The organism is Labrys sp. Lb11 (assembly GCF_057554225.1).
Map to the genome: position 1 here is coordinate 158,367 of NZ_BAAJOT010000002.1, position 21,322 is coordinate 179,688.

17 protein-coding genes and 3 tRNA genes are annotated in these 21,322 nt (G+C 67.8%); 6 read left to right on the forward strand and 14 right to left on the reverse strand.

All coding sequences use genetic code 11. The annotated features are described in order from the left end of the window. Positions 1 to 130 precede the first annotated feature (130 nt). The 11 genes from AC27L4_RS05925 to AC27L4_RS05975 form a co-directional block, all read right to left on the reverse strand. Positions 131 to 817 carry a M10 family metallopeptidase C-terminal domain-containing protein gene (locus tag AC27L4_RS05925; protein ID WP_487141128.1) on the reverse strand — a complete coding sequence of 229 codons (687 nt, stop codon included), beginning with the start codon at positions 815 to 817 and terminating at the stop codon, positions 131 to 133. A 70-nt stretch (positions 818 to 887) separates the two neighbouring features. Beyond that, positions 888 to 961, reverse strand: a tRNA-His gene (locus AC27L4_RS05930). 131 nt (positions 962 to 1,092) lie between these two features. After that, positions 1,093 to 1,168 (reverse strand) — tRNA-Cys (locus AC27L4_RS05935). 177 nt (positions 1,169 to 1,345) lie between these two features. Then, positions 1,346 to 1,421: transfer RNA gene (locus AC27L4_RS05940), tRNA-Phe, on the reverse strand. Between the two features lie 302 nt (positions 1,422 to 1,723). Next, complete coding sequence (locus tag AC27L4_RS05945) at positions 1,724 to 2,263, reverse strand: HNH endonuclease (RefSeq protein ID WP_487141129.1); 540 nt, start codon at positions 2,261 to 2,263, stop codon at positions 1,724 to 1,726. Positions 2,264 to 3,757: 1,494 nt separating this feature from the next. Next, positions 3,758 to 6,223: a 5-amino-6-(D-ribitylamino)uracil--L-tyrosine 4-hydroxyphenyl transferase CofH gene (cofH, locus tag AC27L4_RS05950; protein ID WP_487141130.1), complete on the reverse strand. Its 2,466-nt coding sequence runs from the start codon at positions 6,221 to 6,223 to the stop codon at positions 3,758 to 3,760. Beyond that, positions 6,220 to 6,912 (reverse strand): 2-phospho-L-lactate guanylyltransferase, encoded by a 693-nt coding sequence (gene cofC / locus AC27L4_RS05955; protein ID WP_487141131.1) that lies wholly within the window; start codon positions 6,910 to 6,912, stop codon positions 6,220 to 6,222. Before cofC ends, cofH begins: the two co-directional genes overlap by 4 nt. Then, entirely contained in the window at positions 6,909 to 7,880 is a 972-nt protein-coding gene (gene cofD, locus AC27L4_RS05960; RefSeq protein WP_487141132.1) for a 2-phospho-L-lactate transferase, read from the reverse strand. The genes cofC and cofD overlap by 4 nt, the downstream gene beginning before the upstream one ends. Before the next feature lie 5 nt (positions 7,881 to 7,885). Next, on the reverse strand, positions 7,886 to 8,659 hold the full coding sequence (gene cofE / locus AC27L4_RS05965; RefSeq protein WP_487141133.1) for a coenzyme F420-0:L-glutamate ligase: 774 nt from the start codon (positions 8,657 to 8,659) through the stop codon (positions 7,886 to 7,888). Between the two features lie 314 nt (positions 8,660 to 8,973). Beyond that, complete coding sequence (locus tag AC27L4_RS05970; protein WP_487141134.1) at positions 8,974 to 10,149, reverse strand: M24 family metallopeptidase; 1,176 nt, start codon at positions 10,147 to 10,149, stop codon at positions 8,974 to 8,976. Positions 10,150 to 10,154: 5 nt separating this feature from the next. Continuing rightward, positions 10,155 to 11,072, reverse strand: a complete 918-nt coding sequence (locus tag AC27L4_RS05975; protein WP_487141135.1) for an LLM class F420-dependent oxidoreductase — start codon at positions 11,070 to 11,072, stop codon at positions 10,155 to 10,157. A 253-nt stretch (positions 11,073 to 11,325) separates the two neighbouring features. Between AC27L4_RS05975 and fgd the strand changes: the two genes are divergently transcribed. Then, entirely contained in the window at positions 11,326 to 12,330 is a 1,005-nt protein-coding gene (fgd, locus tag AC27L4_RS05980; protein WP_487141136.1) for a glucose-6-phosphate dehydrogenase (coenzyme-F420), read from the forward strand. 113 nt (positions 12,331 to 12,443) lie between these two features. Continuing rightward, positions 12,444 to 12,884 carry a hypothetical protein gene (locus AC27L4_RS05985; protein ID WP_487141137.1) on the forward strand — a complete coding sequence of 147 codons (441 nt, stop codon included), beginning with the start codon at positions 12,444 to 12,446 and terminating at the stop codon, positions 12,882 to 12,884. A gap of 322 nt (positions 12,885 to 13,206) precedes the next feature. On the opposite strand, the gene AC27L4_RS05990 is transcribed toward AC27L4_RS05985, so the two are convergent. Then, positions 13,207 to 13,680 (reverse strand): VOC family protein, encoded by a 474-nt coding sequence (locus AC27L4_RS05990; protein ID WP_487141912.1) that lies wholly within the window; start codon positions 13,678 to 13,680, stop codon positions 13,207 to 13,209. 165 nt (positions 13,681 to 13,845) lie between these two features. Then, positions 13,846 to 14,292, reverse strand: coding sequence for a hypothetical protein (locus tag AC27L4_RS05995; protein ID WP_487141138.1), 447 nt, complete (start codon positions 14,290 to 14,292; stop codon positions 13,846 to 13,848). A gap of 556 nt (positions 14,293 to 14,848) precedes the next feature. On the opposite strand from AC27L4_RS05995, the gene AC27L4_RS06000 reads away from it, so the two are divergent. The 3 genes from AC27L4_RS06000 to AC27L4_RS06010 are packed head-to-tail and all read left to right on the forward strand — an operon-like array spanning position 14,849 to position 18,290. Continuing rightward, the gene (locus AC27L4_RS06000) at positions 14,849 to 15,760 is read left to right on the forward strand and encodes a hypothetical protein (protein ID WP_487141139.1); all 912 of its coding nucleotides are present in this window, start codon (positions 14,849 to 14,851) and stop codon (positions 15,758 to 15,760) included. A 2-nt stretch (positions 15,761 to 15,762) separates the two neighbouring features. Further along, positions 15,763 to 16,236 (forward strand): hypothetical protein, encoded by a 474-nt coding sequence (locus AC27L4_RS06005; protein WP_487141141.1) that lies wholly within the window; start codon positions 15,763 to 15,765, stop codon positions 16,234 to 16,236. Next, entirely contained in the window at positions 16,233 to 18,290 is a 2,058-nt protein-coding gene (locus tag AC27L4_RS06010) for a hypothetical protein (RefSeq protein WP_487141142.1), read from the forward strand. Before AC27L4_RS06005 ends, AC27L4_RS06010 begins: the two co-directional genes overlap by 4 nt. Positions 18,291 to 18,427: 137 nt before the next feature. Here AC27L4_RS06010 and AC27L4_RS06015 read toward each other — a convergent pair whose 3' ends face one another. Further along, positions 18,428 to 20,158, reverse strand: coding sequence for an IS1634 family transposase (locus AC27L4_RS06015; protein ID WP_487141143.1), 1,731 nt, complete (start codon positions 20,156 to 20,158; stop codon positions 18,428 to 18,430). Positions 20,159 to 20,509: 351 nt separating this feature from the next. Between AC27L4_RS06015 and AC27L4_RS06020 the strand changes: the two genes are divergently transcribed. Continuing rightward, on the forward strand, positions 20,510 to 21,247 hold the full coding sequence (locus AC27L4_RS06020; RefSeq protein ID WP_487141144.1) for a hypothetical protein: 738 nt from the start codon (positions 20,510 to 20,512) through the stop codon (positions 21,245 to 21,247). Positions 21,248 to 21,322 lie beyond the last annotated feature (75 nt).

The following is a 21,322-nucleotide window of genomic DNA, read 5'->3' on the forward strand; positions in this document are numbered from 1 at the left end:
TCTCGCCGCAGGTTGAAGATGCAGGGCACGTAATAGATCCAGGCCAACTCACCAGTGCGCCGGTCATATCTTGGCTTGTGGGAAGCGGATCGGGCCAGCCCGTCACGAAACGTGCATGCGACGCCTTGTCCTACACCAGGACGTCCCCGGCGTGGAGCGCCGTGCCGGCGTCGCCGTTGGTGTCGCCGTAGAGGTAGAGCTTGTCGCCGATGACGCGGTAGCGCAGTTCGCCGGCATGGCGCGTGAAGCTCTCCGTGCCGATGAAGGTGAAGTGCTGCTGGCCGTCGAGCGTGCTGTCGGCGTCGAAGGCGGAGAGGTCGATCCTGTCGCCCTCCGCGGCGTTGAAGTCCACGATCCAGTCACGGTTGGCCGCCGACATGGTGCTTTCGGCGAGGGAGCGGAAGACGAAGCTGTCGGCTCCGGCGCCGCCGAGCAGCCGGTCGCCGCCCGTGCCGCCGGTCAGGACATCGTCGCCGGCGCCGCCGATCAGCGTGTCATTGCCGGCACCGCCCCACATCGCGTCGGCGCCCGCGCCGCCGGCGAGCTTGTCGGCCCCGGCGCCTCTCATAAGACTATCGTTGCCGTTGTCGCCCCAGAGGCTGTCCTGTCCGTCGCTGCCGGTCACGCCATCGTCGCCGGCGCCGCCATGGATCTGGTTGTCGCCGGCATCGCCCGTGACGGTGTTCCCGGCGCCGCCATAGAGAGCATCGGCGCCATCGCCGCCATAGATGCGGTCCGCGCCCCCGCGATCGCCTGCCCCCTCCGAATTCAGGCGGCGATCGCCTGGACGAGACTTTTTCGGGGGGATGGCTGGCATCGGCGTTCGGTCTTGTACCGACCGGCGTCGGCTTTGGAGGCCGCGCCGCGCACTACGCGCGCCGATAGGATGGTCCCGACCGACGGTGTCGAACCGCCGTCTCCCGGTCCACAACCGGGCGCTCTGCCGTTGAGCCAGGTCGGGATGGTCGCAGGTGTCGGGGTCGAACCGACCTGGGCGCCCTTATGAGAGGCACCTCCTCGCCTGCCGAGGCCCTGCGACGATCATGGCTCTGGGGAAATGGCGGAAGCCGGGGCCCTCGAGCCCCTTCCGTGTGGAGTCCCGGGTCGGGCTCGAACCGACATCCTCGGCTTTGCAGGCCGGCCTGTCACCTGTTCCAGGTACCGGGACGAAAGCATGTGATTGCCGGTATATCGAATCGATTTGCCGGCTCAAGGCTTTGGAGCATGCGGCCGTGCGGGCACCTCGCCGCCCGGCCATCCGCCAAAAGGGGGGAGCATCTCGGACTCGAACCGAGCCGGACCTCCTTGCAAGGGAGGCCTGCGGACCCGGCGCATACCCCGGAACTGGTGCCTGGAGCAGGTTTCGACCCTGCGACCTCCTGTGCTTCAAACAAGCGCTCTACCAACTGAGCTATCCAGGCGAAGGGAACGACCGCTCATGCGCGGTCGTTCCCGAAACTGGTCCGCAGGGGTGGATTCGAACCACCACAGCCGAGGCGGGGCGTTTACGGCGCCTTGGGCTCGTCGATGCCCAGCCTGCGGAAGAAAGGATGCGGGCGACGGCGGCAGCGCCGGCGTCCGCGGCGACGCCCGCCGGCCATCCGCGGTCGAGCGTCGGAATCGGCGGAAGGCCGAGGTCACGATCCCGCACCTCGCGGCTGCGCCATGGGATCGGATGCGACGGGCCGCTCCGGCGTCGGCCGGGCGCGGCCCGTCGTCGTGGTCAGGCCTGCAGTTCGCTGTCCCAGTAGAGATAGTCGGCCCAGCTCTGGTGCAGGCTCTGCGGCGGATGGGCCTTGCTGCGGGCGAGCAGTTCCCACACCGTCGGCTTGCGCGGCGGCCGCAGCGGCTTCATGTCGAGCCGGTCGGCCTTGGCCGAGTTGCAGCCGTCGCAGGCCGCGACGATGTTCTCCCAGCAAGTCAGGCCGCCCTTCGAGCGCGGGATGACGTGCTCGAACTGCAGCTCCTTCGTGGCGAAGGCCTGGTCGCAGTACTGGCAGGTGAAATCGTCGCGCAGGAACAGGTTGTAGCGCGTGAACGGCACGTGCCGCGCCACCCTCTGATACTCGCGCAGCGCCACGACCGAGGGCAGGCGGATCTCGGTCGAGGGGCTGCGGGCGACGGCGTCGTACTCGGCGACGACGCTGACCGCCTCGCGGAACACCGCCTTCAGCGCGTCCTGCCAGGACAGCAATGACAGCGGATAGATGCTCAAGGGTCGGAAGTCGGCGTTGAGCACGAGCGCCGGATAGGCTGCGGTCATGACGACCTCCTTTCAGAATGGATTGTCGCGCGTTCCGGTCCCGTTCCGCAAGCGGGCCGTTCGGGACGACCGGCTTGCGGGACGACGCGCGGAATTGGTCGGGGCGGGAATGAGGGTGACAAGGGCGAGAAAATTGCAGGAAAGGGCGTAAAATGCCTTCTCCGTGAAGCGGGAAGGTGGCCTTGCGCAGCAAGGTCGGATGGGGTGTGGTCCGCGAGGCTCGACCTGTGGAATGGATCTGCATGACCGTCGTGCCGGCCGAACACGGCCTTGCACCAGCCCGCCACACCCCATCCGTCGTGGCTTCGCGGCGCCACCTTCCCCGCTTCGCGGAGAAAGCCCTTTTGCGCCTCTTCCTGTTTCTCCCGAGCCCTCCTTCCATCGAAGCCGGCCACAGGGCGAAAAACCTACGGCGGCTAAATATATCTCGCGGCAACAGTCCGCGACAATCATGGCGGCCGACCGCGGGCCCGGCGGCATCCCCGGCATGACGCAGGGTTCGCGCGGCCGGCGCGATCGGCTCGAAGAAACGGATGGCCGGGGAGCCGACGTCGTCACGACGCGGAGCCGCCTTGGCGGAGCGGCCCCTCGCGGGCAGCCGGCCTGTTTCTGGACGTTCACGATGTCAAAGAGCGGTCGGCGCAGGCAAGGGGACAGGGGGCGCGCCACGGCGGCAGCCGGGCGTCATCGCCCGCCGATCGGCGGGCCGGTGGTTTGCAGGGCGGAAAGGCGTGCGGGATCGCGGCCGGATGCGGCCCCGGGCATGCCAAGGGTCGAGTGTCGGGAGCCGTTGCGGGCCATATGCCCCTCCTGCCGGTTCGGCGGAGGGACGGTCCTCGCGCCGTTAGTCCTGGGTCGTCCTAAACTGCGATCCTGGCATCTTGCCCTGGACGCGGATATCGCTGCCTGCCAGCGACACGACGTGCCGAATGCCCGGGCGCGACAGCGACCGGCAGGCGGCATGCGTGTTGGCGAGATATGAGCGCAGGCTCACGGCGATATCCTCATGGCCCGGGCCGGCAGGACTGCCGGAGCGGAAACGGGCGACCTTATACGCCCGTGGCCGAATCATCGTCAAGCAGAAGATGACGGGTCATCGACGTTTTGTTTCCGCCGGCACAGATCTAGCGGGATGAAACGGCTTTCGGGAAGCTCGATATTTCGCCGGATCATCAATCACTTGGCGACGGCTTCCCGACGCGTTCCGACGTCGGAATTCGCCAAACCTGAGGTCGCAGAATCAAAGAGCCTTCTCCACCGCAGGTGGGAGAAGGTGACCCGACGAAGTCGGATCGGATGGGGTACGGCGGGCAGGGCTCCGGCTTGCGCGGGGAGGTTTTGCGCCTCGTTCCGGCTCGGCAGTCCTAGAGCAAAGCGCGTTTTGGTGGAAACGCGCTTTGCTCTAGCTCCCTGTTTCGACGCGTCTTTGCGACTTGACGCGATTCCGTCAAATCGCAAAACGCTCTGGTCGCGGATCTGCGGCCGTCGCCCGCCTCACGCCAGGTCGAGGTTCGATGCCCGCCGCGCGGCGTAGCGTTCCTGACCCGGAGCGGCGCCGCGGCGGCGGAGCGGCGTGTTGACCACGTCCGTCAGATCGGCGGCGGCGAAGGCGGCGGCACGGCGCTCCTCGGGCGCCGGCCGGTAGAGCGTGGTGCGCTGCAGCGGCGTGCGGCCTGAGGCGCGGATCAGCGCTTCCATCACCTCCGGCGACATCTCCTGGCCGTGCGCGGCGCCGGCGGCGCGGGAAATCGTCTCGTTCATCAGCGTGCCGCCGAGATCGTTGACGCCGGCCTTCAGCGCCAGCGCCACGCCCTCCGGCCCGAGCTTCACCCAGGAGGCCTGGATGTTCGGGATCACCGGATGCAGCGCCAGCCGCGGCACGGCGTGCATCAGCAGCGCCTCGCGGAAGGTCGGGCCGCGCCGGGCCTGGCCCTTCAGGGAGATCGGCGCCTCCATGTGCACGAAGGGCAGCGGCACGAACTCGGTGAAGCCGCCGGTCTCCTGCTGCAGATCGCGTATGCGCCCGATATGCCGCGCCCAGTGCACCGGCCGCTCGATATGGCCGAACATGATCGTCGCCGTGCTGCGGAGGCCGGCGCCGTGGGCGGCCCGCATCACCGCCAGCCATTCGTCCGTGCGGATCTTGTCGGCGCACAGCACGTCGCGCACCTCGTCGTCGAGGATCTCCGCCGCCGTGCCCGGCAGGCTGCCGAGGCCGGCCGCGGCGAGGGCGGCGAGATACTCGGCCAGCGGCAGGCCGAGCGTCGCGGCGCCCTGCCAGACCTCCAGCGGCGAGAAGGCGTGGACATGCATGCCCGGCACCGCCGCCTTCACCGCCCGGCAGATGTCGAGATAGGTCTCGCCGGTATAGTCGGGGTGGATGCCGCCCTGCATGCACACCTCGCCGGCGCCGCGCGCCCAGGCCTCGCGGGTGCGCCGCTCGATCTCGTCGAGGCTGAGGTCGTAGGGCGTGCCGCGCAGGTTCTCCGCCAGCTTGCCCTTGGAGAAGGCGCAGAAGCGGCATTTGAACGAGCAGACATTGGTGTAGTTGATGTTGCGGGTGACGACATAGCTCACCGTGTCGCCGTTCACCGCGGCGCGCAGTTCGTCGGCGGCGCGGCAGACCGCGGCGAGGTCGGCGCCGCGGGCCTCGAACAGGCGCAGCGCCTCCGCCTCCGTCAGCCCCGCCCCGGCCTGGGCCCGTGCCAGCACCCGGCCGAGGTCGCCGGCGACGGCCGGCGCCGGCGCGGCGAGCAGGGCCCGCGTCGCGGCCGGGATCGCGTCGCCGCGGCCGGGCGACCAGTCCTCGCCCCGTACGAAGCCGTGCGAGTCGATCGCCTCCAGCGCCGGCGTGCGGAAGGCCGGCGCCAGCCAGCGCCCGGGCTCGGCCAGGTGCGAGGGATAGATCGGCAGGCGTTGCACCAGGTGCTTGCCGGCCGCCTGGGTGGCGCGGGCCAGGATCTCCAGGTGAGGCCAGGGCGCCTCGGGATTGACATAGTCGGGCGTCACCGGCGACACCCCGCCCCAGTCGTTGAGGCCGGCGCCGATCAGGCGTCCGAGCAGCCCCTTGGCGAGGTTGGGCGGGGCCTGGATGCTCATGCCGGGGCCGAACACCAGGCGGGCGACGGCGATGGTCCACAGGTGCTCGTCGAGGCCGGGCTCGGGCGCCGCGCTCATGCGCGTGCCGGGCTTGGCGCAGAAGTTCTGGACGATGATCTCCTGGATGTGGCCGTAGCGCTCGTGCAGCGCCCTGAGCGCCAGCAGGGCCTCGATCCGCTCCCGCCTCGTCTCGCCGATGCCGATCAGCAGGCCGGAGGTGAAGGGCACCGCCGCCTCGCCGGCGAGGCGTATGGTCTCCAGCCGGGCGGCCGGGCGCTTGTCGGGCGAGCCGAAATGCGGCCCGCCGCGCTGCGACAGGCGCTCGCTCGCCGTCTCCAGCATGATGCCCATCGAGGCCGAGACCGCGCGCAGGCTGACGAGGTCGTCGAGTTCCATCAGGCCGGGATTGAGGTGCGGCATCAGGCCGGTCTCGGCGAAGGTCGCGCCCGCGGCCTCGCCGAGATAGTCGAGCGTGCGGGCATGGCCGAGGGCGGCGAGGCCCTCGCGGGCGGCGCGGTAGCGCAGCTCCGGCTTGTCGCCGAGGGTGAACAGCGCCTCGGTGCAGCGGGCGGCGGCGCCGCGGCGCGCCGTGTCCAGCACCGCCTCGAGCGGCATGAAGGCGCTCTCGCCGCGCTTCGGCGGCTGGGCGAAGGTGCAATAATGGCAGACGTCGCGGCACAGATGCGTCAGCGGGATGAACACCTTGCGCGAATAGGTGATCGTCGTGCCGAAGCCCGCGTCGCGCAGGGCGGCGGCGATCGCGGTCATCGCCGGAAGGTCGTCGCAGGCGGCCAGCGCCAGCGCCTCGCCCTCGGTGAGGCGATGGCCGGCGGCGGCGCGGTCGAGCACGGTGCGGCTCACGGCAGGGTCTCCAGGAGCATGGGCGCCCCGAACCGCGACGGCGCGCCGTCGAGGGCGGCGAGGAAGCCGTGGCTGCGGGTCGGCGACGGCTCGCCGAGGAAGGCGGCGAGGTCGTCCGGCCGGTCGATATCGCGGGCAAGGCGGGGCAGCGACACGTGCCGGGGCACGATGCCGGCGGCCAGCGCCGCCTCGCGGTGCAGGGCCGCGCTGCCGGCGCCGAAGCGGAAGGGGATGGCGTCCACGGGCGTCGAGACCAGGGCATTCGAGCCGCCGTCGGCCGCGGCCGCGGCGAGGCTCACCGCCCGGCCGTCGCCGTGCCCTTCGACCAGGGCGGCGATGTCGGCCGGCAGCACCAGGGGCACGTCGGCCGGCAGCACCAAGAGGCCGGCGGCCCCGTCGCGGGAGAGCCGCGAGGCCGCTCCGCCGATCGCGGCGTTGAGGCCGAGCTCCGCCTGATCCGGCAGGACGCGGGCGCCGAGCCGGCGGGCCAGGGCGGCGACAGCCGGATCGGACGTCGCCACCGCGACCCCGGCGAGACCGCGGGCGGCCAGGGCGGCGGCGAGCACGTCCTCGGCCATGGCGGCGGCGAGGCCGGCCCGTTCCGCCGGGCTCAGCACGCCGGCGAGCCGCAGCTTGGCCTCGCCGAGGCGCTTGACCGGGATGAGCCCCCAGATCGGCGCCGCGCTCATGCCGGCCCCCTGCGGCGCAGCGAGGCGGCGAAGCGGAGCACGGCACGGGCCAGCCGGTCGCGGTCCTCCAGGCTGTCCATCACCGCGCCGGTGACCGCCACCGGCACCTCCAGCGCGTCGGCCTCGGCCGCGTCGGCGTTGTCGATGATCAGGCCGTCGAGCAGGCCGCGATAATGCGCCGCGATCGCGTGCACCGTCACCGGCCGGCCGAGCTCGGCCATGATCTTGGCGGTCGGCCCCTTGACGGCGCGGCCGCCGACGATCGGCGACACCGCGATCACCGGCGCCGGCGCCGCGGCCAGGGCCTCGCGGAAGCCGGGCAGGGCCAGGATCGGGTCGACGCTGAGATAGGGGTTGGACGGGCAGACGACGATGGCGGCGAGCCCGGGATCGGCCAGCGCCGCCGCGACCTCCGGCTGCACCTGCGCCGTCGCCGCGCCCTCGAACCGGATCTCCCGCACCGCCGGCCGGCACTGGCGTCCGACGAAGTAGCGCTGGAAGGCGAGCGGGCCCTCCTCGGTGCCGACGACGGTGCGGACGGGGTCGTCGCTCATCGGCAGCAGCCGGGCCCGGATGCCGAGCCGCGCCGCGAAGTCGGTCGTCACCGCCGTGAGGCTCTCCCCCGCCTTCAGCCTGAGGGTGCGCTGGACATGGGTGGCGAGGTCGCGGTCGCCGAGCATGAACCAGTTCTCGCCGCCGAGCCGCTCCAGCGCCGCCATGAAGCTCCAGCTCTCGTCGGCGAGGCCCCAGCCGCGATGGGTGTCGTTAAGGCCGGCCAGCGTGTAGGTGACGGTGTCGATGTCGGGCGAGACGTGCAGGCCCAGATGCTCGAAATCGTCGCCCGTGTTGATCGCCACCGTCAGCGCGCCCGGGGCGAGGGTGCGATAGAGGCCGAGCGCCAGCTTGGCGCCGCCGATGCCGCCTGATATGGCCAGGACCCTGGCGTCCGACGTCCCTTGCGCACCCATGCCGGTCACCTCAGCGCCGATCGAAACATGTCCTCGGCCTTGGGCCGCACCAGGGCCGAGGCCGGCGCCGGCGCCTGCGACCAGGCGAGGCCGCGCACCAGCACCGCCGGCTGCCCCTCGGCCGCCTGCCCCATCAAGAGCGAGGCCGCCGCCGCCACCTCGTCGGCATAGCCGATCTGGGTGACGCGCAGCGGCCGGCCGTAGAGGTCCGGCTCGCCGATGCGGTCGAGCAGCGCCGGCAGGCCGGCGGCGCCGAGCGCCACGCCCACCGTGCCGTTGCGCCAGGCCCGGCCGAAACTGTCGTTCATCACCACCGCCATGCCGACGCCGAAATGCGCCTCCAGCCGCCGCCGCATCGTCTCGCACCAGCCGTCCGGGTCCTCCGGCAGCAGCAGCACCCGGGCATCGCCCTCGGGCTGGGCCACGTTGGACTGGTCGACGCCGGCATTGGCCATGACATAGCCGCGCCGGTGCGCCACGATCAGCACGCCGCGCCGCTGCGCCACCACCTCGTCCGCCTCCGACAGCACCACCTCGACGAGGCGCGGGTCCTTGTCGACGGCGGCGGCGATCTCGACCGCCCGCGCCGAGGCGACCACATCGGCGAGGTCGACGACGCGGCCCTCAGCCTTCGACACCACCTTCTGGGCGACCACCAGCACATCCTGCGGCTGCGGCGCGAGGCCCGCCCGCTCGATCGCCGCGATCAGCAGGCCGCCGAGGTCGTCGCCGGGCGCGACGAGCGGCAGATCCGGCAGGGCGGTCAGGGTCAGGGGCATGGTTGCCTCTCGCCGCTCGCGGATAACAGCTTCAGGCGCGGCGCCGGCCGCTCCCCTCCCCCGGCAAGTCGGATGGTTCCGACTTGCCTTCTTGCTCTGCCCATCTCGGGAACACCCGAGATGGGTGGGGAGGGGTAAGGGGGTGGGGGTCGTCGGCATGGGGCTCGTCCTGTCCTGCACGACCCCCACCCTTCATCCCTCCCCGCAAGGGGGCGAGAAGACGCGGGCGTCGCGGCGAGATCGGAACCGCGGCGTCTCGCACGGCCGCAAGCAAAGCCTGACCTCGTCTCGCTCCGAACCATCCCTGCCCCGTCCTAGAGCTTGACCACGAGGTCGCGCGGGAAGCTGGTCAGCACCTCCGGCGCGCCGGACGCGCGCACGCAGAAGGTCTCGCTCAGCTCGTAGCCCCAGTCGTCCATCCACATCCCCAGGATCATGTGGAAGCACATGTTGGCCTCCAGCACGGTCTCGTCGCCCTCGCGCAGGCTGGCGGTGCGCTCGCCCCAGTCCGGCGGGTAGTTGAGGCCGATGGAATAGCCGATGCGCGAGGCCTTGCTGTAGCCGGCCCGGCTGATGACGCGGCGCCAGGCCGCCTCGACCTGGTGGCAGGTGGTGCCGGCGCGGGCGGCGTCGAGGGCGGTGTCGAGGCCCTCGGCCACCACCTCGGCGACATCGGTGAGCGCCGGCGGCGGCGGGCCCATGTGCAGGGTGCGGGCCAGCGCCGCGTGGTAGCGGTGATGGCAGCCGCCGAGCTCGAGATAGGCGACGGTGCCGTGCTCGTAGCGGTCGCCCGACCAGGTCATGTGCGGGGCGGCGCTCTTGCGCCCGCTCGGCACCTGGGCCAGCGCGGCGGGATAGTCGCCCCAGTGCTCGGGCGTGCCGTGGAACTGGGCGGCGGTGATGCGGGCGACGGCGTCGCATTCGCGCACGCCCGGGGCCACCGCCTCCATGCCGACCGCCATGGCCTGCGAGACGATGGCGGCGGCGCCGCGCATCAGCGCGACCTCGGCCGGGGACTTGACGAGGCGCACCCAGTTCACCAGCCCCTGCGCGTCGACGAGGCTGGCCCCGGGCAGCGCCCTGGCCAGCTCCAGATAGGCGCGGGCGGTGAAGTAGAAGGCGTCGAGCTCGACGCCGATGCGGGCGTGGCCCAAGCCGCGCTCGGCCAGCACGCCGGCGACGAACTGCGCCGGGTGCAGGCTCGCCGAGTCCACATGGGTCTCGGGATAGGGGACGATGTTCTCGCGCCGGACGAAGGCGGTGAGCTCGGCGCCCGGCGCGTCCATGGCCCGGCCGATCCACAGCGGCTCCTCGGCGTCGAGCGACAGCGCCGCATATTGATGCACGTAGAACGACCAGCCGTCATAGCCGGTGAGGTAGTTGATGTTGGCCGGATCGGCGCACACCAGCACGTCGAGCCCGGCCGCCCGCATCCGCGCCTTGACGCGGGCGATGCGCTCCAGGAACTCGGATCGCTCGAAGACGGGCATCGCGGTCAGAACAGATGCGGCAGCGCGTCGCGGAAGCGCCGGATCGCGTCGATATGCGCCTGCGGATCCGCGAGGCCGCCGATCGAGGCCTTGTTCCAGCGCTTCTCCTCCTCGACCCAGCGCTCCGGCATGGTGTTGACGGTGATGTGGGTGGCGCCGATGGCGCGCCAGGCCTCCACCTCCTCGCGCAGCTCCGCCGGCGTGCGGTCGATGATGGTCATGGTCGCCTCGATGCCGATCCTGTCGGGGTCGCGGCCATGGCTCACCGCCACCTCGCGCATCGCCTCGATGCTGCGGCGGCCGAGGTCGTCGGCCTGGAAGTTCGGCAGCCAGCCGTCGCCGATGCGGCCGACGCGCTTGATCGCCGCCTCGGAGATGCCGCCGATCCAGATCGGGATCGGCCGCTGCGCCGGCAGCGGGTTGATGCCGCCGTCCTCGATGCGGTGGTACTTGCCCTCATAGGTGATGAGGTCGGAGCACCACAGCTTGCGCAGCACGTCGATCTGCTCGTCCATGCGCTTGCCGCGGTTGCCGAACTCCTCGCCGCAGGCCTCGAACTCCTCCGGCTTGACGCCGACGCCGACGCCGAGGCGCAGCCGGCCGCCGCTGAGCAGGTCGACCTCCGCCGCCTGCTTGGCGACCAGCGCCGTGCCGCGCATCGGCAGCACCAGCACGCCGGTGACGAACTCGATCCGGGTGGTGACCGCGGCGAGATAGCCGAACAGCACGAAGATCTCGTGGAACATGTCCTCGGCGTCGTGGACATATTTCCAGTCGGGGCGGCTGGCCTTGTTGAGGCCGATGATCTGGTCGAAGGCCGTCAGGTGGGTGTAGCCGAGCTCTTCGGCGGTCTGGGCGAAGGCCCGGATGGCGGCGGGATCGCGGCCGATCTCGAACTGGGGAAACAGGGCGCCGATCTTCATGTCCGATTCACTCCCAAGGCCTCGCGCCGACGGGCCGCGGCATGCGGGCCCGGCACGGCCGGCTTGTCATCGGGCGAAGCTTAGCGCAGCGCCGATCGAAAAGTCGGCCGGCCGGCCCCGCCGGGCCAAAAACAATCCGGCCGCCGCCGGGGCGGCGCCGAAACTCCTCCATGGCCGGAGGCCAGGGCCCCCTACCCTATTTGCGGGCGAGGCTCAACAATAGGCGGACCGACGGTTGAGGAAGGGAAACGACGTGCTGCGATTCGGCTACAAGGCTTCGGCGGAACAGTTCGCGCCGCGCCGGCTCCTGGACTATGCGGTTCTGGCCGAGGAGCTCGGCTTCGACTCCTGCTTCGTCAGCGACCATTTCCAGCCCTGGCGCCACACCGACGGGCACGCCCCCTTCTCCTTCGCCTGGATGGCGGCGCTGGGCGAGCGCACGAAGCGCATGACCATCGGCACCAGCGTGGTGACGCCGACCTTCCGCTACCACCCCTCCGTGGTGGCGCAGGCGGTGGCGACGCTCGGCGCGCTCTATCCCGGCCGCATCGTGCTCGGCGTCGGCACCGGCGAATCGCTGAACGAGGTGCCCTCCACCGGCATGACCTGGCCGGGCTTCAAGGAGCGCGAGGGCCGGCTGCGCGAGGCCGTCGCCCTGATGCGCCGGCTGTGGACCGAGGAGCGCGTCAGCCATCACGGCTCCTGGTACCGCACCGAGGCCGCCACCATCTACGACCGGCCGGATGAGCCGATGCCGATCTATCTCGGCGCCTCCGGCCCCAAGGCCGCCTTCATGGCCGGCGAGCTCGGCGACGGCTTCATCTGCACCAGCGGCAAGAACCCGCAGCTCTACCGCGAGACGCTGCTGCCCAACCTGGAGAAGGGCCGCGCCGCCGCCGGCAAGACCATGGCCGGGCTCGACCTGATGATCGAGGTCAAGGTCTCCTTCGACGCCGACGCGCAGCGCGCCCTGGAGGACACCCGCCACTGGGCGGCGCTGGCGCTCTCGCCCGAGGAGAAGATGGGCGTGGAGGACCCGGTGGAGATGCAGCGCCTCGCCGACGCCCTGCCGCTCGAGCGCGCCGCCAGCCGCTGGATCGTCTGCAACGCCGTCGAGCCGCTGGTCGAGGGCCTGCGCCCCTATGTCGAGCTCGGCTTCCGCCACCTCGTCTTCCACGCCCCCGGCCCGGACCAGGAGCGCTTCCTGCGCCTGTTCGCCGAGCGGGCGATCCCGGCGCTGCGGAAGGCGTTCGGGTAGGGAGCCGGGCGCCCCGCCTCGACGGACAAGCCTGTGGACCGGCGAGGCGACCGCGTTGACGGCCGCGCCGGGGCATGCTGCCGTCCTCGCACGGCAACGGCGGTCGGCGGCGGATGATCGGCATCGAAGAACAACTGCGCGAGAAGCTGCGCAAGGTCGAGGCGCTGTACTTCGGCGCGGGGACGGCCGGCGAGCGAGAGGCGGCCGGGGCCGCGGGCGAGCGGCTGAAGGCCAGGCTGGCGGAGATTGGCGCCGGGGATCCGGCGGAGGAGTTGCAGTTCTCGATGCCCGACATGTGGTCGGTCCGGCTGTTCATGGCGCTGTGCCGGCGCTACGGCGTCCGGCCCTATCGCTATCCGCGGCAGCGGCGCACGACGGTGATGGTGCGCGCGCCGCGGCAGTTCTTCAACACGGTGGTCTGGCGGCAGTTCAACGACCTGCACTCGGACCTGTGGGACCACCTCGAGGCCACGACCGACAAGGTGATCCGCGAGGCGGTGCATACCGACACGAGCGACGCCGAGACGGTGGCGACGCCGGTCGGCGTGCGCTGAGGAATGTCAGCCGTCGCCTGGGAACCAGTGCTCCGGCTCCGGCTGTCGATTGGGCGCGACCTCGCAAACCGTCATGGCCAGACTTGATTCCATAGGCGCTTAGATAGGGCCGGACCATGTCGCTGCTGGGAGGGGCGACGCCCTTTCAGCCGTCATGGCCGGACTTGATCCGGCCATCCACGCGCACGCAACGACACAGAATCGGGTGACGACAGCCTCCAGTCGTCGTGTTCCCCGACGAGATCGCATGCGATCTCGTCGGGGTGGACCGGACAAGCCCGTCCATGACGGCCAGGTTGGCGCCCTGATTCAAGACGCTCCGTCACCCGCGCCGGGCCGCCTCGATGGCCGCGACGTCGATCTTCCCCATCTCCATCATCGCGTCGAACGCGCGCTTCGCCTCGGCGCCGCCGGCCGCCATCGCCTCGGTCAGCACGCGCGGCGTGATCTGCCAGGACACGCCCCATCTGTCCTTGCACCAGCCGCACGCGCTTTCCTGGCCGCCATTGCCGACGATGGCGTTCCAGTAGCGGTCGGTCTCCTCCTGGTCGTCGGTGGCGATCTGGAACGAGAAGGCCTCGTTGTGCTTGAACATCGGCCCGCCGTTGAGGCCGAGGCACGGGATGCCGGCGACCGTGAACTCGACCATCAGCACGTCGCCCGCCTTGCCGGACGGATAGTCGCCGGGAGCATGGTGGACGGCGCCCACCGCGCTGTCGGGAAAGACCCCGGCATAGAAGCGGGCCGCGGCCTCTGCGTCCTTGTCGTACCACAGGCAGATCGTGTTCTTGGCAATGGCCATGGATCGTCCTCTCGCTGGTGAAGCCAGGTCCCGACCGGTTTCCCGCGCATGCGGGGGACGGTACACGGGCTGGCTCGATGATGCACCACGGGCATGGAATGCGCTCGTGCCGCTTGGCGTTCCGCCGGCAGGGCTGGAAAGGTGACGGCGGCAATCCCGTCAGGAGGCGTCCAGCAGCCTCTCGACCACGGGCGCGAACGCCTCGCATTCGGCCAGGGTGGGACGGCGCGACGGCGGCGCCTGATCCCAGATCCGGCCCCGGTCATAGACGGCCTTCGATGCCATGGGCGCGCCAATCTGGCGATCGATGGCGACCGTCCGCTGGGCGTAGGCCCAATAGAGGCGCGTCAGATAACCGGTCCGCTTGACCTCTTCGTCGAAGTTCGCCATCCCGCCCAGGGCATGAGCGCGATTGACCGTGATCCGCGCCGTCACCGCATTGCAGGCCGTGGCCGCCTCCCATGCCGGAAGCCCGGCCAGACGCGCCGGAACCGCGGGATCGCGCGGCAAACGGGTGACACCGCGCGGCGGCGGTCCAGCGGGTGGGGTGGTGGATACGCAGCTTGCAAGCGCGAGTGCCGCAACGACGGTAACGGTAAGTCTCATGGGCGCCCCCGGCGAAATACCGGGCGAGGCTAGCGGGTTGTGGGCGAGAGGCAAAGCGCGGGATGGCGTGGCCAAGTCGGTTCCAGCCGCTCTCCCGACCGGGACGGCTGGGCGATACATCCATGGCCGCTTTTGGTCGAGAGCATACACTGAAAGCCGGCTTCCTAGGTCCCGAATGAGCCAGGGACGGACCCTACCGAGTCAATCGCGTGACGTCGCACTTGGACCGTTATTCGACTGGCGGCTTGCAGGAGCTTGTATGCCTTGAGGCCCATTGCGAGGTCACGGCATCTCCGCTGCCGAATGCGGTTTCCCCCTCCGTATGCCGATCGGAACCCAATTCAGGCGCGCCGTCGTGGCAACCGATGCTTAAATCAAACTGCTCCGCGACCTGCGGCAGAGGGGCAGCCCGCTGGCACGTGGATTGTGGGGTCTGCAAGAAGCTTGAGCGGGCCCACCGAGAGCAGAAAGTAAAAGGTGATGTCGAAGGCGGCGTTGGTAAATCCTCTTGCGGCGCGCCTCTCTCTGACTAAGCTGAAGTTAGGGGGGAGCGAGCATGGGTTTTCGACGAGCGTGGAAAGGCGATGAGTGGCAGGCATTCGCTCTGCAACTTGTTCAGCGTCGCCACGGCTCAGAAAACGTTCAGGTCGTCCCCGACTCCGTCAGCGGTGACGCAGGACTCGAGTTTTTCACAACCAGCGGGTGCCTTTACCAGTGTTACGCTCCGCAAGAAGTGTCGGATGTGAAGAAGGCGGCCAGCGCGATGAAGGCGAAGGCCGGCCGTGATCTCCCCAAGCTTTCGAAGAACAAGGATAAGATCGCCTCGATACTCTCAGGAATAGCCGCGAACCGGTGGATCCTGCTCTGCCCCTTTCTCGACAACAAAGATGTCGTCGCCGACGTTCGACAGCGCGGTGTGGCGGTCAAAGCTCTCAGCCTAAGCTTTCTCGCCGATGATTTCGAGGCTCTCTGCCATTCGCAGGAGGACTTCGCTGGTGAGATCGAGCAACTCAAATCCATGTCGCTCGGCCCGCCGCTCCAGGTGGTGGTGCCGACGTCAACTGACGTGTCGGCGGCGAGCGGGACGTCGATCGGGGCCCGGATCGATGACAAGCTGAAGCGAGCCTATGGCGCAAGCGCTACGCCCGGGCAAATCGCCGCACGACGAGATGCCTATGTTAAGGCGCACCTTTACCGAGAGAATGCACTTGATCAGCTGCGTCAGAACCACGCGGTGCTGTGGGAGCGCGCGTTCCAGTCGATCGATGCCGAAGAAACGCGACTGATCGCAGTCGGCGCTGCATCGACCCTACCGGCGGAACAGTTGCAGGATAGCACGCAGAAGATCGAACAGTCTCTCGTCAGGGCGCTTCCAACGCTTCCCGCCGGGGTGGTAACCCAGATCGCGCTGGGAACAGTCAGCGACTGGTTGATCCGCTGCCCACTCGATTTTCCGGAAGTGGGCTGAGTATGCCCGAACTCGACCTTTCTCATCGTCGTTTCTCCTTTCAGCGCCGTCCGGTGCCCGTACCTGGCGATCTCCGCATCGCTTGGCGGGTAGCACTCATCCTCGCTATGCTCGGGAGTTCGCGCGCCAACCGCGCTTCTCTCGCGAAGCTTCACATTCTCAACGACGCGATCCGTTCGGGTCAGCAGGATCGCTTGAAATCAATCGTGTCAACCGTTCAAAGTGCTGTGCCCTGGAACCTCAGAGTGGAACCTGCCTTCGCGAGAGCTGTCGATTTTGTCGTCGGCGAGAAGCTGGCGATCTGGACAAAGGCGACAGGCCGGGCGGCGCTCCAACTCACGAAAGCCGGCATCGACGCAGCCGCTGCCGTAATGAACCTCGATGACGCGTTAGTCGAAGAGCGAGCAGCGGTCGTTGAACTTGCCAAACTTATCACCGAAACGAGCGTCGCCACGCTGCTCGGTGAGCGGTCATGATCCAATTACGCCATCTCCGTTTGCGCTCATTCACCGCCACGCGTCCTTATGGAGCGGATCTTTCGTTTGCAGTCGGCCTGAACGTGATTCAAGCGCCTAATACATCAGGCAAATCGACCTGCCTGCAGGCGATCATCTACGCGCTCGGTCTCGAACGATCACTCGGCCCACAGCTGACCGTCCCGCTCCCATACGCGATGCGCGAGCAGATCCATCAGTTCAAGGACGAGCCTTACGAACTCGTCCTGCAGTCCTATGTCGAACTCGAGATCGCCAATGCCGAGGGTGTGGTCATCGTTCTCCACCGGGATGTGGTTGGAGAGAAGAGCACGAAGCTTATCCAGACTTGGATCGGTCCATCGCTAACCACCGACATGCCTCGTGGCGAGCAGCGCGACTATTTCGTTCTCGACGGTGGATCGGCGACAAACGAAAGCGGCTTCCACGCCTTCCTGGCAAAATTCCTCGGCTGGGAACTGCCGATCGTCGCACGTTACGATGGAACGGAATGTCCGCTCTATCTGGAAGCGATCTTCCCGATGCTCTTTGTCGAGCAGAAGCGCGGATGGTCATCCATTCAGGGGCCATTTCCGACGTTCTTCCGTATCCAGGACGTCGCTCGGCGGGTCATGGAGTTCCTGCTCGATCTCCAGACAGCAAAAAATCGGCGACGCCGCGCTGAGTTGCGGTCCGCAATCTCGGATCTGCTCGGCCGCTGGTCGGATCGGCGAAAGAGCCTGGAGGAGGCCGCAGCGCGCGTTGGCCGAATCAGAGGTCTTCCCGTGCAACCCAGCGCGGAGTTCGCAGCAGCACCCACCCTCGATCTTCAGCTTTATTATCAGGGTGAGTGGACGCGTCTCGCTGAAGTCCTCCAAATTGTGATTGACCGAATAGCGAAACTCGAGGCCAGCCAGGTCGAGACAGTCGAGGAGGCCGCTCCCGATCTCCAGGCGCGTGTGACTCGCCTTCGCTCAGAAATCGACGCGCTTTCAGCGGTGCTTGAGGCAGTTCGCCTTGAGTATGGCGCCGAAACTCAGGACAACAAAGCGCTCCAGGAGCGCGTGAGCGCGCTAGAGACCGACCTCAAACGCAATCAGGATGCTCAGAAGCTGCAGCGCCTGGGCTCCGACCTCGGACGAGCGGCATCGGAGCACATTTGTCCGACATGCCACCAAGAGGTGTCTAACGAACTCCTGCCCACCGTCGACAGTGTCGGAATGGCGCTCGACGAGAATATCGCCTTCGTCAAATCGCAGCTCGAACTCTACCGGACCGCGCTGACGAGCTCGCGCGAGCGGCTCCAAGAGATCGCGGCGCGATACCGAGGATCGGAGCGCGATCTTCAGGACATGCAACAGCAGCTGCGCGCGCTTCGCCAGGAACTTACCCGTCCCAGCGCATCCCCGTCGCGGGCAGTGATCGAGGAAATCGTTCGCCTTCTGGCCTTCGTCGAACGCCTTCAGGGCGTCGACGACCTTGCGATCTCCCTGCTCGATGAACTCCGGGAGATCGCCGCCGACTGGGTAAGCGCGACCAACGCTCTGCGGCAGCTTCCGGGTGATGAACTCACTATCGCCGACAAGTACAAGATTGAGCACCTTCAGGGCACCGTCCGCCGCTATCTCGAGCGCTACGGCTTTCGCTCATTTCAGCCGGGCGAAATCTCGCTGTCTAACGACAATTTCCGTCCGCTGGTACTCCGCGTTGAGGGGGGTGAAACAGTCGAGAAAGAAATCAATTTCGAGATGTCGGCCAGCGACGCTATTCGCCTGAAATGGGCATATTATCTGGCCTGTATGGAATTGATGAGGGCTTCTGCTACCAATCATCCAGGACTCGCGATCTTCGACGAGCCGGGCCAGCAGGAAGTTGAATCGGCGAGTTTGTTCGAGTTTCTGCGGTCCGCATCCCAGTCGGCTGAACAAGGCCAGCAGGTTCTCGTCTCCACCTCGGAGACCTATGACGCCGTGAATACGGCTTTGGCCGGCACCGCCAATATTGTGAATTTCCCTGGCTTCATCCTGCAGCCGATTGATCCCAATATGGCTGTCTGACCTGCTCCTCACCGACACCGCGCCAGAATGAACGGCGACCTTCGGCATCGCTGTGCATGTCGTTTAATCGGAGCTTCTTTCTTTCGCAGAGCGCAAGCATTTGATCTTGCGAGCTAAAACCGGATCGACGGACGTCTCTACTGGGTACGGGCGACGGCGAGGAGGTCGAAGGCCTTGGCCTGGATCGGCGTCGGGCGGGCGGCGATGGCGAAGGGCATGCCCGGCGCGGTGGCGATCTCGACGGTGTTGCGGGTGAGGGTGGCGAGATCGGCGATCAGGGTGTGGAAGCTGTGCACGGGCAGGCCGTCCGGGGTGAGGCCGGTGGTCTGCTTGGTGACGGCGGCGGGCGAGCGCTGGGCCTTGGCGACGACGCTGGGGCGCAGCGCCTCGGCGGCGTCTTTGTCGGTGTCGTCGTAGAGCATGGGCGCCAGGCGCCGGCGCATGTGCCATTCGAGATAGTAGCCGAGCATGCACAAGAAGACGTGAGCGCGCACCCGCTCGGGCAGCCAGTGGTAGACCGGACGCACATGCAGATCGACGGTCTTGATCGAGCGGAAGGCGCGCTCGACCAGGCTGAGGGATTTGTAGGCTTTGACCGTGGCGGCATCGTCGAGCGTCGAGGCGGGCAGGCTGGTGCGCACGGCGTAGAGGCCATCGAGGGCGGCCTCGGCGGCGATCTCGGCGGTCTTGCGGGCGAAGGTGAAGCTGGTGTCGGTGATCTGAAGCTCGAAGTGCTTGGCCATCTTATGCCGGTCGATCACGGCGCCGACGGCCAGGCCGATCTCGGCCTGGCCGCGCAGCGGCTCGCGCTTGCGCCGCACCGCGGCGGCGATAGGAGCGAGGTGGCGCTCGGTGGCGCGCAGGAGATCCTCGCGCTTGCGGGCGCGCTCGGCGGCGAGCGCCTGATTGCGGCAGACGATCAGGCGCTCGCCCGGGAAGTCCGGTGAGGTGATGGCCGCCATGTCGCGATCGTCGAACAGCGACATCTGGAAGGCGCCGCCCTCGAGCAGGCCGCGGATCGCCGGGGCGCGCAGCGCCGTGATCCAGTCGAGCCCGGCCGGCCTGATGTCCTCGGCGATGCGGGCCTGAGTGATCATGCCCCTGTCTCCCACCAGCACGACATGGTCGAGGCCGAAGCGCTGCTTCAGCTTGGCGACCTGGTTGCCCAGCGTGGAGGGATCGCCGGTCGAGCCTTCGAAGACCTCGACAGCGACCGGGCAGCCGTCAGGGGCGCAGAGCAGGCCGTAGACGATCTGCAGCTTGCCCTTCTTGCCGTCGCGATTGTAGCCGAACTGGGCCAGCGGGCAGCAGCGGCCCTCCATGTAGCTCGACGTGACGTCGTAGAGCACCAGCGTGCCGCCGGCGAGATGGCGCCGGGCCAGTGCCGTCTCGATCGCCGCCTGGCGCTCCGCCAGCCAGTCGAGAGCGCTGTAGAGGTCCGCCTCGTCCACCGGCCCCAGCCCGAGCTCGGCGCCGAGGCTGGAGGCGGCGGTATCGGGTGACAGTGCCCGCGCCGCCGCGAGCTTCGAGCTTGGATCGAGGATGCGGCTGACGATCAGTGCCAGGACGAGATCCCGGCAGCGGTTGCCGGCAGGCCCGAGCAGCCGGTCGAGACCGATCTTGCGGGCGGTGCCCAGCGCCGCGGCGACATGGCCGTGCGGCAGGGCGCGCACAATGCTGATCGCCTCCCGGTCGGGCGGAAGCACCGTGCCGCCCTTCAGCAGCATCCTGAAGCCGGCGATGCGCTCGGTCGGCCAGTCGGACAGGTTGAGCAGCGTGCGCTTCTTGATCTTGCCGCCCTCGCGATAGCTCTCGCGCAGCAGGATGGCCGGCGGGGAGTCGCGGTTGGGGACGGATTCGATGTACATGGCGCCATTTTACGGCACAATCTCATTCAAAACAAGCCGAAATTACCAGTTTACATGGCTACATTATGAGCACACAGAAGCAACCTTCTGCCGAAAAATCAGGCGCTTGGCGCGGTCGGAAGAAGGAAGCTCCGTTTAATGGCTGGGAAGAGGCGCGTTCCTGTACTGTTCGAACTGGCCGATAACGGAATGGTGGCTTTGAGCGATTGAAGGACCGGAGCGGACCCTTGGCTTTCAGAAGAGCGGCCAGATGGCTCTTGGATATGAGCCGCGATACCCCGGCCGAGCCAATTCTGCTATCCATTGCTCTAGGTGCGCGTAGTGGCTTTCCGTCCCTGTCAGCTTGGGTAAATGATTAAGGTCTATCGTATTCCGATCTCGAAGGATCAGTTCCGGCAACTTCCGAGGCCGGAGCGGAGCCTTGTGCTGGTTTCGGGTCATATCCTGAACCAGATCAGCGTGTTTATGAAACTGGTTCGCTTCTCGACCAGCAAGGATCCACAGAACGCAATCGAGGCCGATGTCAGCGGAATGCAGTCGCAGCTTATCTTGCGCTGCCTGCTCGGTGTGCTTGCAGAGGCATGCGTGTGGCTCGAAGAGCGACAAGCGCTCATTGAGAGCTATCTTTCCGCGATGCATCAGGAGGGGCAAGACGCCTACAACAAGCTGAAACCGGACTTCGACAAAAAAGCCCTGCTCCGGTTGATCCGCCACAATTACCTCTACCACTATCCCAACGAAAAGAATGTTGAGCGGGCATTCGAGGCCATTTCAGACGACGAGCCGTGGGAATGGTATTTTTCCGAAGCGAACACGAATTCGTTCTATTTTTCGAGCGAGTTGGTCTTTGGTTACGGTCTCATGCGGGCGACAGGCGAGCCGACCGCAATCGGTGCGTTTGGGTTGGTAATGGCAAAAGCAATGGAACTGGCGAATACCATGCCCGATTTTCTCATGCGCCTGATCGAAACGATCATGATCAGGTATCTGGGTGCGAATATTTTTAAACCTCTGCCGGGCGTCACAATCACCGATGCTCCGGCGCTTGACGAATTCTGGATCCCCTTCTTCGCAGAGACTGATTCGTAGCCCGGGAACCGACTGGGCGAGGAGCATTCCCTCCGCCTTCGGCCATCTTTGGCCGATAGCGGAACGGCTGCTCTC

Bases quoted from the DNA above. Each gene is read 5' to 3' on its own strand.
- AC27L4_RS05945 (WP_487141129.1), bottom strand. From the start codon at position 2,263: ATGACCGCAGCCTATCCGGCGCTCGTGCTCAACGCCGACTTCCGACCC.
- AC27L4_RS05985 (WP_487141137.1), top strand. From the start codon at position 12,444: ATGATCGGCATCGAAGAACAACTGCGCGAGAAGCTGCGCAAGGTCGAG.
- AC27L4_RS06015 (WP_487141143.1), bottom strand. From the start codon at position 20,158: ATGTACATCGAATCCGTCCCCAACCGCGACTCCCCGCCGGCCATCCTG.
- cofD (WP_487141132.1), bottom strand. From the start codon at position 7,880: ATGGGTGCGCAAGGGACGTCGGACGCCAGGGTCCTGGCCATATCAGGC.
- cofC (WP_487141131.1), bottom strand. From the start codon at position 6,912: ATGAGCGCGGCGCCGATCTGGGGGCTCATCCCGGTCAAGCGCCTCGGC.
- AC27L4_RS06010 (WP_487141142.1), top strand. From the start codon at position 16,233: ATGATCCAATTACGCCATCTCCGTTTGCGCTCATTCACCGCCACGCGT.
- AC27L4_RS05970 (WP_487141134.1), bottom strand. From the start codon at position 10,149: ATGCCCGTCTTCGAGCGATCCGAGTTCCTGGAGCGCATCGCCCGCGTC.
- cofE (WP_487141133.1), bottom strand. From the start codon at position 8,659: ATGCCCCTGACCCTGACCGCCCTGCCGGATCTGCCGCTCGTCGCGCCC.
- AC27L4_RS05975 (WP_487141135.1), bottom strand. From the start codon at position 11,072: ATGAAGATCGGCGCCCTGTTTCCCCAGTTCGAGATCGGCCGCGATCCC.
- AC27L4_RS06000 (WP_487141139.1), top strand. From the start codon at position 14,849: ATGGGTTTTCGACGAGCGTGGAAAGGCGATGAGTGGCAGGCATTCGCT.
- AC27L4_RS06020 (WP_487141144.1), top strand. From the start codon at position 20,510: ATGATTAAGGTCTATCGTATTCCGATCTCGAAGGATCAGTTCCGGCAA.
- AC27L4_RS05925 (WP_487141128.1), bottom strand. From the start codon at position 817: ATGCCAGCCATCCCCCCGAAAAAGTCTCGTCCAGGCGATCGCCGCCTG.
- AC27L4_RS06005 (WP_487141141.1), top strand. From the start codon at position 15,763: ATGCCCGAACTCGACCTTTCTCATCGTCGTTTCTCCTTTCAGCGCCGT.
- AC27L4_RS05995 (WP_487141138.1), bottom strand. From the start codon at position 14,292: ATGAGACTTACCGTTACCGTCGTTGCGGCACTCGCGCTTGCAAGCTGC.